General features: G+C 60.9%; 10 protein-coding genes. 5 read left to right on the forward strand and 5 right to left on the reverse strand.

Features of this window, described 5'->3' with window-relative positions; genetic code table 11:
- Nucleotides 1-39 precede the first annotated feature (39 nt).
- On the forward strand, nt 40-531 hold the full coding sequence (locus AC244Q_RS12260) for a YHS domain-containing (seleno)protein (protein ID WP_128407152.1): 492 nt from the start codon (nt 40-42) through the stop codon (nt 529-531).
- A 19-nt stretch (nt 532-550) separates the two neighbouring features.
- Here AC244Q_RS12260 and AC244Q_RS12265 read toward each other — a convergent pair whose 3' ends face one another.
- Genes AC244Q_RS12265 through AC244Q_RS12275 form a run of 3 tightly spaced genes read right to left on the reverse strand, consistent with a single transcriptional unit; the run spans nt 551 to nt 4,727 of the window.
- Complete coding sequence (locus AC244Q_RS12265; protein WP_128407153.1) at nt 551-2,767, reverse strand: adenylate/guanylate cyclase domain-containing protein; 2,217 nt, start codon at nt 2,765-2,767, stop codon at nt 551-553.
- A 31-nt stretch (nt 2,768-2,798) separates the two neighbouring features.
- On the reverse strand, nt 2,799-2,939 hold the full coding sequence (locus AC244Q_RS12270; RefSeq protein WP_017994448.1) for a hypothetical protein: 141 nt from the start codon (nt 2,937-2,939) through the stop codon (nt 2,799-2,801).
- Nucleotides 2,940-2,987: 48 nt separating this feature from the next.
- Nucleotides 2,988-4,727 (reverse strand): rhomboid family intramembrane serine protease, encoded by a 1,740-nt coding sequence (locus tag AC244Q_RS12275; protein WP_128407154.1) that lies wholly within the window; start codon nt 4,725-4,727, stop codon nt 2,988-2,990.
- 244 nt (nt 4,728-4,971) lie between these two features.
- Between AC244Q_RS12275 and AC244Q_RS12280 the strand changes: the two genes are divergently transcribed.
- Nucleotides 4,972-5,739: an adenylate/guanylate cyclase domain-containing protein gene (locus AC244Q_RS12280; protein ID WP_026157398.1), complete on the forward strand. Its 768-nt coding sequence runs from the start codon at nt 4,972-4,974 to the stop codon at nt 5,737-5,739.
- A gap of 259 nt (nt 5,740-5,998) precedes the next feature.
- On the opposite strand, the gene AC244Q_RS12285 is transcribed toward AC244Q_RS12280, so the two are convergent.
- Nucleotides 5,999-6,388: a hypothetical protein gene (locus AC244Q_RS12285; protein WP_012757951.1), complete on the reverse strand. Its 390-nt coding sequence runs from the start codon at nt 6,386-6,388 to the stop codon at nt 5,999-6,001.
- Between the two features lie 150 nt (nt 6,389-6,538).
- Entirely contained in the window at nt 6,539-6,931 is a 393-nt protein-coding gene (locus tag AC244Q_RS12290; protein WP_012757952.1) for a DUF982 domain-containing protein, read from the reverse strand.
- Nucleotides 6,932-7,726: 795 nt separating this feature from the next.
- Between AC244Q_RS12290 and AC244Q_RS12295 the strand changes: the two genes are divergently transcribed.
- The 3 genes from AC244Q_RS12295 to AC244Q_RS12305 all read left to right on the forward strand — a co-directional run bounded on the left by AC244Q_RS12295 (nt 7,727) and on the right by AC244Q_RS12305 (nt 13,280).
- Complete coding sequence (locus tag AC244Q_RS12295; protein WP_113545897.1) at nt 7,727-9,517, forward strand: glycoside hydrolase family 15 protein; 1,791 nt, start codon at nt 7,727-7,729, stop codon at nt 9,515-9,517.
- Between the two features lie 179 nt (nt 9,518-9,696).
- Nucleotides 9,697-12,690: an excinuclease ABC subunit UvrB gene (gene uvrB / locus AC244Q_RS12300; protein ID WP_128407155.1), complete on the forward strand. Its 2,994-nt coding sequence runs from the start codon at nt 9,697-9,699 to the stop codon at nt 12,688-12,690.
- Between the two features lie 203 nt (nt 12,691-12,893).
- Nucleotides 12,894-13,280, forward strand: a complete 387-nt coding sequence (locus AC244Q_RS12305; RefSeq protein ID WP_026157400.1) for a GNAT family N-acetyltransferase — start codon at nt 12,894-12,896, stop codon at nt 13,278-13,280.
- The last annotated feature ends 84 nt before the right edge of the window (nt 13,281-13,364 follow it).

The following is a 13,364-nucleotide window of genomic DNA, read 5'->3' on the forward strand; positions in this document are numbered from 1 at the left end:
CTTGTTATGTCTTATCATGCGCAAAAATCCGGAAAGCGAATGGGCGTGGCTGTTGGCGCTGCGGTTATGGTCCTTTCCTTGCTTCAGCCTGCGGGGGCCGAGGAACTCGTCAATACCGGCTATTTCGGCGATGTCGCGATCAAGGGTTATGACCCGGTCGCCTATTTCACTGAAAACCAAGCCGTCGAAGGATCCGAGACCTATTCCCACCACTGGCTTGGCGCGACCTGGTATTTCGCCAGCGCGAGAAATCGCGACCTCTTCAAGGGCGATCCGTCCAAATATGCGCCGCAATATGGCGGCTATTGCGCCGACGGCGTGTCTTTCGGGACAGTGACCACCAATATCGATCCGAAAGCCTGGCGGATCATCGATGGCAAACTGTACCTGAGCTATGACCCCGGCGCGGCCGAAGGCATGGAGAAAAATCCGACCAAGGTGACCGACTCGAAGAAGCATTGGTCCGAAGTTCAGCAGACGCTGATTTCGGAGAAGATGCACACCGTCTGGCAGCAACCGGATACGAAATGAAGCCGCAACGCCCGACCCGTCAGGGTGTGGGTGAAAAGAACGTCAAGGCGCGCGGCGTGACATGGACGTATGGCCTGTCGCGCTGTTCACCTGACGTGTTGCGGTAAACATATCCGCACACCATCCGGTCGAGGAAATAGCCGTCGAATTTTTCGCAGAGACTGTCGCCCCGCACCTCGACGATACCGGTGATGTTGGTATTGGCACTGCGATAGGCAGTGTTTCCAGCCTTGTCGAAATACTGGGTGAAATCCGTGCCGTTCTTGTGCTTGCCGGTCCAGCTCTTGCCATCGACAAGATTGCGCAGATCTGCCTCGCCGAGCCTGTCGGCTTGACTGCCTGTAAAACCGAAGGGCCATTCGGGAATGCCGGCCTTTCGCAATGCGGCTAGATGGCGCCGCAGATCGCCGTCCCGCCAGTAATCATAGAGATAACCGTAATAGGTGAGATTGCTTTCGGGGAAGAGCTCCAGCAGCTTTGCCGTCTCCACTGCAGCCTTGGTTTCATTGCCCTGGTCGGCATAGGCCGCCGCCAGATATTCGCGTGCCGGCTCGACCTTCGGCAGGCTGTCGAGAGTCGGCTCTATCAGCGAGATCGCGCGCTGATCATCGCCCGCGGTATAAAACACGATCCCCGCCAGCAGTTGAAAGCTCGACGCCGGCGAAGGGTCGAGCCGCAAAGCCTTTTCCATCTCCGTGATCGCCTGCCCGCTGCTTCCGGTGTGAACCAGGATGAGAGCGAGGTTGGCGGCGGCCTCCGCATCGTTCGGCTCCATCGCAACCGCCATGTTGGCGGAATTTTTGGCCTCCATCTCGCGTCCATCCACCCATTGCAGCAGGGCAAGCACCGTGTGCGCCCTGGCATTGTTGGGATCCAGCTTGAGCGCCTGTCCGGCGGCATCATAGGCGATCTTGCGGGCGACGGCAGCCGACCAGAGGTAATTATAGTCGTTGCGCCAGACATCGACGGCCACGCGCGCGATTCCCGCATGGGCATTGGCAAAGCCCGGATCGAGATCGATCGCTTTCTGGTAGAAGGACAGCGTCCGGCGATAGGTATCGACATCCCTCAAGATGAAGCCCTCCTGCTCGGCCCTCATGTAATAATCGTAGGCTTCGAGATTTTCGGTCGGGATCCGGGCCAGTTGATCGCGCTCGCGCGCGCTGAGCTTCACCGACAGGGCCGAGATGATCTTGCCGATCACATCGTCCTGAACGGCAAAGAGGTCGGCATACTGGCGGTCGTAGCGCTCGGCCCACAGCGACAGGCCGGTGACTGCGTCGATCAGCTTGACATTGATCCGCAGCCGCGGCCCGGCACGCTGCAGGGTCCCTTCGAGCACATATTGGACGCCGAGTTCGGTGGCCACATCCTGGATCTTGCCGACGGAGCCCTGGATGGCGAAGACCGAGTGGCGGGCGATGACGAAGAGGCCTGATACTTTGGACAATTCGGTGATCAGATCGTCCGTCAAACCCTCTGCGAGATGGTCGTGCTCGGTGTCGCCGCTGACATTGATGAATGGCAGAACCGCGACAGAGGGCCTGTCCGGCAACGGATAGGCGAAACGTTCGGCAGGCCCCGGCGGTTCTGCCGGCATCCACGGCTGCCACCAGAGTCCTGCGCCCGCAAGAGCAAGGACAACGGCCGCTGCGATGCCAGCAACAAGACGGCGTCTCGGCAGCCGCCTGCGGGTTTTGAGGGTTTTGCCGGCAGCAGTCGGGTCAAGCAGGATGCGATAGACCCGGATCGGTTCGGTGATGCTCTTCAACCGCTGTTCGCCGAGCGAAGCGAAACCGACCGGGATTTTCGATTTCACCTGGTCGTATGTCGTGCCCGATATGGCGATACCGCCCGGTTCCGCCTGCGCCTGAATTCGATCGGCGATATTGACACCGTCGCCCTGGATGTCTTCGCCCTCGACGATGATATCACCGAGATTGATGCCGATCCGGAACTCGAGCCGATGCTCCGGCAGCGCCGCGGCACTCTGCGTCGCTTTCAGTTGCTGAACCTCCACCGCGCAGCGCAAGGCATCGACGACACTCTGAAATTCGACCAGCAGACCATCGCCCATGGTTTTCACCAGCCGGCCATGGTGACGCGCAATCGCCGGCTCGAAGACATCGTTCTGGTCCGCCTGAAAACGCGCACGGGTGCCCTCTTCGTCGATCTGGCTCAATCGACTGTAACCGACGACATCAGCGATCAGGATTGCTGCAAGACGGCGCTCCATCCCCGGTCTTTCCTGGAGAGCGAATGTATTACTAAAAATATTCTACAGTATGTCCTGCCGCGATGCTATCGTCGGCGCTCGCGATATTCAACTTAGCGATGCTGTCGATCACACAGATAAAGCAGACGTCTGCCGCCTGCCACGGCGGTGTGATCGATACTGGCGAATTCATCCGCCTTTTCCCGATCCCGGTCGGTTTCGGGCCCGAGCGGGCACAGAATTACTGCACGCCGAGGCTGTTCAATTCACCCTTCGCGCCGTCATATTCCATGTATGTCGTGGGGCAGGAGGACAAGGCGGCCTCGAAACGTCGGCGCGCCTCCTGGGTGTTGCCGCCCAACAGATACCATTCGCCATTGTAAAATGTGGCCTCGCAACGCTGGTTGCTATCGGCCGCCTTCGCCATCAGTTCATCTGGTTTCAAATCGCCGAGAAAGAGACTGAAAACGGGATAGGGCCATGTTCCCTGGTCGGTTTTACTGGCCGCGATCTTGAGATCGGCGATTGCCTTTGTATCATTGCCCCGGCTTTGAGCCATAAAGCGCCAGAGATGATAATAGGGAGCCGTCGGGGGATTCTCGGTTGTCCTAATGGCGAACCCTGTAGCGGCTTGCTCGTACTTTCCTGCGAAATAGTTCGCCATGGGGTCATTGACGATGAATTGACGTGTGTTGCTGATCGGCCAAAGCGACGCCGCCGCTATAATAACGAACAGAGTGCTGAAGGCTGTTGCCGCGGCGCCGAAACGAGGCGTCGGGCGTTCTCTCGGCCAGAAAGCCAACAGCAGCGACGATAGCGCGGCCCCGGTCAAGGCGCCGCCGAAATGTCCGGCATAATCGATGTTCTCACCGCCTCTTGCTGCCGAAAGGAATGGCAGCAGCGAGGGAATCAGAATTTGAGCTGCCCCGATCCGCAGGGTATCTGCAATCGGCCCTGAGCGGAAACGGAAGCTGGCAGCGATCACGGCTGCAAAAAGACCGACAATCCCGCCGGAGGCGCCGACCCCGATCGTGTTCGGCGCATTGATCCACACCGATGCGACAGACCCGCCAAGCGCGCTTGCGAAAAAAATCGCTGCAAACCAGCGCCAGCCGATCAGCCGTTCAAAGAGCCCTCCTGCCAACCATAAGGAAACGCAATTGAACGCGAGATGGAGGAAACCTCCATGCATGAAGGGCGCGGTAAACAGCCGCCACCATTGACCATGCTCGACAATGCTTTGACGAAACGTCCCACCGAGGACGAAGAGAGTCCAATTGGTGGGAGTGCCGGCGACGGGCGGCTCGAGACCGAAGGTTAGTTCGCCGGCATAGACCGCAATCAGAGTGGCGAGAAGAATGTAGGTGAATATAGGATGCCCGCCGCTGTTGAGAGCGGGTTCCAACGCTTCGTCTTCATCATCCGGGGCGGTCGAGCCATCTTCCTGCATGGTTTGGCGTTCGGCTTCGTAAGCTTCGGACAGCAATTCGACGAACTCATCGAATATCCTGTCCGAATTGCCCCGCAAGAGCTTCAGAGCAACGCCGACCTTGGCGCGTGAACCAACAAACCATTCCGGCAGCCGGCTCGTCAGCCCCCGTCTGACCAAGGTCCTGGCGGCAGTGGGATCAAGGTGAAGAATGATGTTATCCGCATATTTGGTCTGGACTCTGCCAATGCTTTGAATGGCAGACCACGGCAGTATCTGGCCGGAGAAATTCGGCAAACGGATTCCGGCCGTCGACATGACGAGTCCCGGCTCCACGGAGAATAGCTTGGGCAGCAGCAGCAATGCTAGGATGCCAAAAAACGCTGCACCCGGCACCACGAAGAACCAAGCCACACGAGGGTCCTTATCCCCAGGTGGATGGAAGCCTAGCCAAATGATTCCTGCCGTGATGGCAACTATAACCAGGAAGATCAGGAGCAATTTACGTTTGTTGTAGGCATATTCCGATCTGCGCAATTCTTCAGACGTCATCCAAACTTCTCGCTAAAAAAGTATCGACTGCACCTTGTAGACAAGGCGATGACACTGGATCGAATTTATCTACCGGGAATAGCATTTTGCAAGATGGGTTTCGACATCCTCAACAAAATGAACGCATCATAATTCGATATGAAATACTTCAGGTCATCGTCACCCCAGACCATCAGCAGAGTTGCAAAAAGCAGGCGAGTATCGGAAGCTTATTTCTTGGTTATCAGGCGATGGATTGCGCGACATGACGACAGCCTCATCGAGTGAGCCAACCAGGCACGGCAGCGCCAGGATTTGTCGCGGCTGCTGGGACCAGATGCATGTGCCGATCCCGATCGGCGGTCCACTTGCCCTGCCCTTCCGCGCCCTCGGCATCACCCGCAGCAAGATGAACCCGGATATCTGCACGATCTGCGAACGCTCCTTCCAGTACGTCAAGAAGCAGCGCCAGATCACCGTTGACGCCACCATCCTCTTTGCCGATATCAGGGGCTTCACGGATCTTTCGGAGCGCATCGAGGCGGTGCAGCTGAGCGAGATCGTCAGCCTGTTTCAGGATCGTTGCGCGCAGGCGATCTGGGCGCATGACGGCATCGTCAACAAGCAGATGGGCGACGGCCTGATGGCGATCTTCAATTTTCCGATCGTCAGAAAGGATCACGCCGGCGCCGCGATCCTGGCCGCGCAGGAGATCCAGCGAAACTGCGCCGCCGCGCTAAGCGGTCTGGTGCTCGAGGCATTACCCGGCCGCACCCTCGGCGTCGGCGTCGGCATCCATTCCGGTGAGGTCCAGATCGGCGAATTCTCAAGCTTTCGCAGCGATTTCACCGCCATCGGCGGCGTTGTCAATCAGGCCGCAAGGCTCGAATCCCAGGCCGCCGCCGGCGAGATCCTGATCTCCTCCGAAACAGCCGCGAAGGCCGCCGACCTTGCGGCAGGCGCCGAAACCCGCATGCTTGTGCTCAAGGGGATTGAGCAGCCGGTGCAGGCACGAGTGCTGGCCAAGCGCTGAGCTGCCAACCTCTTCCCAGCGTCTATCTGTCCTCAACGTGGCAGCCGCTGTTTCTCACGCTGTGGTTGCCGAACTCGTCAGATTGCAAGCCAATTAATCTTCCGGAAACGAACATGGCTTATCTCTATGCCATTGCTCCGCCCTGCAGGCTGCGCACCGCAGCATGAAGAAGGCTGGAGGTGCCGCCCCCCAACGCCGCCGTCGCGCCGCCGCTCAACAAAGCCTTGAACGACGACGCGGCCGGAACCTTCGCCCTGCGTCAGGTCTTCATGCCGGTCAGCTCAGGAAACGGGTAGTAGCGCAGCCGCTTGTCGCGGCAGCGATCGTCATTCACCGTCGCCCCTAATATTTTGCCATCCGTGAAGGAGACGCCGAGGTAGGCCCAGTCTCCCCAGCCGCGCTTGGCCACCAAACGCACGCAGTAAGCATAGATCTTTTTCTCAGGTTCAAGCACCACCACGCTGGAAATGCGGGCCCATACGACTTCTCCTGCTTCGTGCCTGTAGCTTCTCTTGAACACGATGTTGATGAAATTCTGCCGGACGTCACTCGAGGGAGGACGCTGGGAATCCGCAACGGATTGCGACACCGGCGCATTGCAGCCGGCGAGAGCCAGCAGCGCGACGCAAACAAGGACTTTCATTTTCATTCAGCTGAATCCCTAAAAGAATCGGAGCGCAAATAAACGCTGCGTATTCCTACAAACACAGCGAGAATAATATTTGCAATACATCATAGGAATATTGTTGCGACTGCAGGATGCCGGCCGCGTGACGTGGATATATCAGTGTCGGCACACCTACACTGAAGGGTTCACAACAGAGCTTCCGGCCCCGTCTTCATCTTCATCATCATTGATCGTAACGCCGGCTTCCAACGCGGCCAGGATGAAAGCCTGCCGCACCGTCTCGGCCGGCATCCGCCCGGCAAGCCAGGCGCGGCAAAAATCGATCGCCCTTTGCTGGTGGACGCCGCCATTGACCGGCCAGTCGGAGACGAGTGCATAAAGCGCATCCTGCGGTGAGCGCAGAACCAGCCGCTCTCCGGTATCAAGGTCGATCGAGATGGGGGTTTCCCAGAAGGCAGAATGGTCGCTAATGGCAGTTGCACCTAGAAGTGAAGTGACTGGGAAACTAACTGCGGGAGACCGATCTCGGTTCCAGTATTGGGCCGAATGATCGCCGCCGGACATCACGGGCGCCGGTAATCCATTCCAGGCTAAAGCAATGGCTGCCAGCAGCCACGCTGCGGCGCGTGCTTCGAGGCTTCGCCCTGAGGGCTGCGCACCTCAGCATGAGGGGCGTTGGAGCATGCCGTAGCCGATAGCCGGCGCTGGAGGATGCCGCGCCAACGCTCAAGAGAGCCTCACCCTGAGGCGCCCCGCAAGGGGCCTCGAAGGGCGGGGCGGGTGCGTCGGCTCGCAGCGCCATAAGTTTGTAAACTATTCCATCTTCCGAACACACAGTTCGTTTCCCTTTTGTACTCTTTCCCTCTTCCCTCCGCGCTGACTCTCCATATTCCCGCCATGGCCAGATCTCCGAAGAAATCCCCCGCCCAGAATGGCTTCGAGGAGGCCCCTCAATCGTCTTTTGAGGGCGCGCCGCTTTCCGGCTCGGTTTGCCGGCTTCGTAAGCGACCGTAACCAAATCGTCCTCAGCCTGTGTCAAGTCAGTCCGACCGGTGGTCCTGAGCTTCGCCACCTTTGCGACTGCGGCAGTGGCGCTAGTGGAGGTCCGCTCTTGACCACGAGCGACGACGGACGCCCGGCGGTCGTCGGAATTCACCTGGGCAATGGCGAACAAGGGAAACGCGCTTTCAGTGGAGATATCATCCGTCAGAGCGCGGCAGTCAAAGCTGCGGTCTTCCCACAATTGATATCCGGAGTTTGCACGATAGCCGGCACGCCTACCGCCCCGTTAGTTTCCGCGCTTGACCTCCGCGCACGGCCTCTACCTAAAAGCCCGACTGCTATGCAAAGGAGGCTCCGGTGTCGGTACCCATTGAGGACTACGCGCTCATCGGCGATTGCGAAACCGCCGCACTCGTCTCGAAGAACGGCTCGATCGACTGGCTCTGTTTTCCGCGCTTCGATTCCCCCGCCTGTTTTGCCGCCCTGCTCGGCGCCGAGGATAACGGCTTCTGGTCGCTGTCACCGTCAGGTGAAAATGTCCGCGTCACGCGCCGCTACCGCAACGATACGCTCATTCTCGAAACCGAGTTTCAGACCGAGACCGGCACCGCCGTTCTCATCGACTTCATGCCGCTTCGCGATGGCACGAGCGATCTGATGCGCATCGTCGAGGGCAAGAGCGGCACTGTCGCCTTCGATATGGAGCTCAACCTTCGCTTCGATTACGGCCGAACCGTTCCCTGGGTCACGCATGGCGAGGATGGCGGCATCACCGCCATTGCCGGCCCGGACAGGCTAACCCTGAATTGCGCCGTCCCGCTCGAAGGCCGCGGCCTGAGCACGGTCGGCTCCTTCCAGCTTGCCGCTGGCGAGAGCCAGATCTTCACCCTGACCTGGTCTCCTTCGCATATGCCGCAGCCGGCTCAGCGGCAGGTGGAATATGCGCTGCCGGACACGGAGGAATTCTGGTTATCCTTTGCCGCGACCTGCCCGAAAGTGGGCCGCTGGACGGAACAGGTCAAACGCTCGCTCATCACGCTGAAGGCGCTGACCTACATGCCGACCGGCGGCATCGTCGCCGCGGCGACAACCTCCCTGCCGGAAAAGATCGGCGGGCCACGCAACTGGGACTACCGCTATTGCTGGCTGCGCGACGCGACGCTGACCCTGCTCGCCCTGATGAAACTCGGCTATTACGAGGAAGCCAGCGCCTGGCGCAAGTGGCTGCTGCGCGCGGTCGCCGGCGCCCCGGCGCAGATACAGATCATGTATGGCGTCGCCGGCGAGCGAAACCTGCTGGAATGGCAGGTTCCCTGGCTGAGTGGCTACGAGGGCTCGACACCCGTGCGCATCGGCAATGCCGCCGCCGAACAGGTGCAGCTCGACGTTTACGGCGAGGTGGCCGACGCCATGCTGCAGGCCCGCAAGGGCGGGCTTCCGCCGCATCACCGCGAACGCGAACTGGCGGCGGCCATTCTGCCCTTTCTCGAAAAAATCTGGGTGGAGCCCGATGAAGGCATCTGGGAGGTGCGCGGCCAACGCCAGCATTTCACCTATTCGAAGGTCATGGCCTGGGTGGCCTTCGACCGCGCCGTCCAGATTGCCGAGGCGGACGGCGAGCCCGAGGCCGCCGTACGCTGGCGCACGCTCGCAGATCACATCCATGCCGAGGTTTGCGAGAAGGCTTTCGATCCCGAACTCGGCTGTTTCGTGCAGGCCTACGGCTCCAAGGCGCTTGATGCCAGCCTGCTGCATCTCGGCATGGTCGGCTTCATCCCGCCTGATGATCCGCGCTATGTCGCGACAGTCGAGGCGATCGAGCGCAGGCTGCTGCGTGATGGCCTGCTGCTGCGCTACGAGACGCAGGAGGTGGACGACGGCCTGCCGCCAGGCGAAGGCGCGTTCCTCGCCTGCAGCTTTTGGCTCGTCGACGCCCTCGGCATGATCGGCCGCCGCGACGATGCGCTGCGCCTGTTCGAGCGGCTGCTTTCTATCTGCAACGATGTCGGGCTTCTGGCGGAAGAATATGATCCCGCCGCCCGCCGCATGCTCGGCAACTTCCCGCAGGCCTTCAGCCATGTCGGGTTGATCAACAGTGCGTTGAACCTCGCGCGGCTGGAGGGGCCGGCGGACCAGCGTTCGGCTTGATGATATGCTCGGCTTGGTCATTGGGAGACCGGCGGAAGAACACCCGACGTAGTGGTAAGGCGAGGTTAGCGCCCTTAAGAGACACCACCCCACTATTCAAAAATCCGAACGATTCATTCGTTTCCCTTTTGTACTCTTTCCCTCTTCACTTTCGCGCTGACTCTCTCCATATTCGCGCCATGGCCAAATCTCCGAAGAAATCCCCCGCCCCGAATGGCTTCGAGGAAGCCCCTCAATCGTCTTTTGAGGGAGCCCCCCTCTCAGGCTCGGTTGCCGATTGGGTGAAGCAGCTGGAGGCCGATGCCGAAACCTCGGGCGTCGAGACCCAGCGCCAGATCGCCTCCAAGGCCGGCAAACATCGCAAGAAGGTGGAAATCGCCGCCAGGACGAAAACCAGCGACGGCGGCGTCAGCGCGTCGAAATCGGCGCGCGGCACCTCCATGGGCGGCTCGACCGACCCGAAGACGCGCGCGGCCGCCGGCCTCAATCCCGTCTCCGGCATGGATACGACGCTGGAGGAGGCCTCGTCGCTGCAGGCCGGCACTGCCGTCACCGCCACGGTCGAGGCGCTGTCGGCGCTGATCGAGAGCGGCAATCCGCTGCACAAGAACGGCAAGATCTGGACGCCGCACCGCCCTGCCCGGCCCGACAAGTCAGAAGGCGGCATCGCCATTCGCATGCAGTCGGATTACGAGCCGGCCGGCGACCAGCCCACAGCCATCCGCGACCTCGTCGAGGGACTGGAGAATGGCGACCGCAGCCAGGTGCTGCTCGGCGTCACCGGCTCCGGCAAGACCTTCACCATGGCCAAGGTGATCGAGGCAACGCAGCGCCCGGCCGTCATCCTGGCGCCGAACAAGACGCTGGCCGCCCAGCTCTATTCCGAATTCAAGAACTTCTTCCCCGACAATGCGGTGGAATATTTCGTTTCCTACTACGATTATTACCAGCCGGAAGCCTATGTGCCGCGCTCCGACACCTATATCGAGAAAGAATCCTCGATCAACGAGCAGATCGACCGCATGCGCCACTCGGCGACGCGCTCGCTGCTCGAACGCGACGACTGCATCATCGTCGCCTCGGTCTCCTGCATCTACGGTATCGGCTCGGTCGAAACCTATACGGCGATGACCTTCCAGATGTCGGTCGGCGACCGGCTCGACCAGCGCCAGCTGCTGGCCGACCTCGTCGCCCAGCAATACAAGCGCCGCGACATGGATTTCACCCGTGGCTCCTTCCGGGTGCGCGGCGACACGATCGAACTCTTCCCCGCCCACTTGGAAGATGCCGCTTGGCGCATCTCGATGTTCGGCGACGAGATCGACGCCATCACCGAGTTCGACCCGCTCACCGGCCAGAAGGTCGGCGACCTGAAATCGGTGAAGATCTACGCCAATTCGCACTATGTCACCCCACGCCCGACGCTGAACGGCGCCATCAAGTCGATCAAAGAGGAGCTCAGGCTTCGCCTCGCCGAGCTGGAGAAGGCCGGCCGCCTGCTGGAGGCCCAGCGCCTGGAGCAGCGCACCCGCTACGATATCGAAATGCTCGAGGCGACCGGCTCCTGCCAGGGCATCGAGAACTATTCCCGCTATCTCACCGGCCGCGACCCCGGCGATCCGCCGCCGACACTGTTCGAATATATCCCCGACAACGCCCTCGTCTTCATCGACGAAAGCCATGTCACCGTGCCGCAGATCGGCGGCATGTACCGGGGCGACTTCAGGCGCAAGGCGACGCTGGCCGAATACGGCTTCCGCCTGCCCTCCTGCATGGACAACCGGCCGCTGCGCTTCGAGGAATGGGACGCCATGCGCCCCGACACCATTGCCGTTTCGGCCACGCCGGGCGGCTGGGAGATGGAACAGTCCGGCGGCGTCTTCGCCGAACAGGTGATCCGCCCGACCGGCCTGATCGATCCGCCGGTCGAGGTCCGCTCGGCGCGCAGCCAGGTGGACGACGTTCTCGGCGAGATCCGCGAGACCGCGGCCAAGGGCTATCGCACTCTCTGCACCGTGCTGACCAAGCGCATGGCCGAGGACCTGACCGAATATCTGCATGAGCAGGGCGTACGCGTGCGCTACATGCACTCCGACATCGACACGCTGGAGCGTATCGAGATCCTCCGCGATCTCCGCCTCGGCGCCTTTGACGTGCTGGTCGGCATCAACCTTTTGCGCGAAGGCCTCGACATTCCCGAATGCGGCTTCGTCGCCATCCTCGACGCCGACAAGGAAGGCTTCCTGCGCTCGGAGACCTCGCTGATCCAGACGATCGGCCGCGCCGCGCGTAACGTCGACGGCAAGGTCATCCTCTATGCCGACCAAGTCACCGGCTCGATGAAGCGGGCGATGGAGGAAACCGGCCGCCGCCGCGAAAAGCAGATGGCCTATAACCTGGAACACGGCATCACGCCGGAATCGGTCAAGGCCAGGATCAACGACATCCTCGACTCCGTCTACGAACGCGACCACGTCCGCGCCGATATCTCGGGCGCCTCGGGCAAGGGCTTCGCCGATGGCGGCAACCTCGTCGGCAACAACCTGCAGACCCATCTCAACGCGCTCGAAAAAAGCATGCGCGACGCCGCCGCCGACCTCGACTTCGAAAAAGCCGCCCGCCTCCGCGACGAAATCAAACGCCTCAAGGCCGCAGAGCTGGCGGTCATGGACGACCCGATGGCTAGAGAAGAGTCGAAGGCGATGGAAGGCGTCAGACGGAACGCCAAAGCGACCCGCGAGTCTCTTCTCCCAGCTGGCGAGAAGGTGCCCGGCAGGACGGATGAGGGGGCCACCCCCTCCTACTTCTCAAGACCCAGCCTCGACGACATGGGCCCAGGCACCGACACCACCACCCCCCTCTTCCGCAAACCCGCTCTGGATGAGATGGGCCGCGACATTGCCGAGCCCACAAAGAAGACCCTCTTCCGCAAGAACGACCTCGATGAAATGACGGTCGGCCGAACCGAAAAGCCGGTCACCGGCGCACTGCCGGAAAAGCCGGATGCCGCCAAAAGCACGAAGCGGTTTTCACCGCTGCTCGAAGGCCAGCCGGAGCGTGATGACGTGCGGCCGGTCGTGCGTGGGAAGACGGGCGTGGGGAGCTATGAGGACCCGGGCGAGCAGAAGCGCAAGGGGCGGACGAAGGGGAAGACTGGGCGGCCGGGGCGGTAACGACAAACCGGCCAACCAGGCGGCCTGGTTTAAGATGGTTTGTGTGTCGCTGGGTCAGCCGCGCCTTTCGTAATCGGCGCGGTTGACGAATCTCGGATGCTAACACCATGGGTGCGTGTCTAGGCAATCGCTTTGGAGACACCATGGGCGATTTTATGGATCAGCCTTTCTGGCTTGCAGCGTGTCCACAGACGGAATTCCCCATGCCAGAAATTTGCATCGACCCCTTCCCCTCCGCCGCCGAACTGAACGCGCTCTTTTCCGCCGCCTGGGGCAGCCCGCACAACCGCGATTTCACCCCCATCCTCTCCCGCAGCCTCGCCCATATCGGCGCCTATCAGGACGACCGGCTCGTCGGCTTCGTCAATGTCGCCTGGGATGGCGGCATCCATGCCTTCATCCTCGACACCTCGGTTCACCCTGACATGCGCCGGCAGGGGATCGCGACGCGGCTGGTCAGGGAAGCGACGCGGGTTGCGGGGGAGCGCGGCGCCGAGTGGCTGCATGTCGATTTCGAACCGCATCTGACCAGCTTCTACCGCGCCTGTGGATTCAGGCCGACGAAGGCAGGACTCATCAAGCTCGTGTAGTTCTTCCGCGCGGGAAGTCTGAACAAGTCGAAGCCAAACACCAACCTGCGATAGTGACGCGAATGGTCGCGCGGCGCAGCGCTA

The sequence above is a fragment of the Rhizobium sp. CB2179 genome, assembly GCF_057653455.1.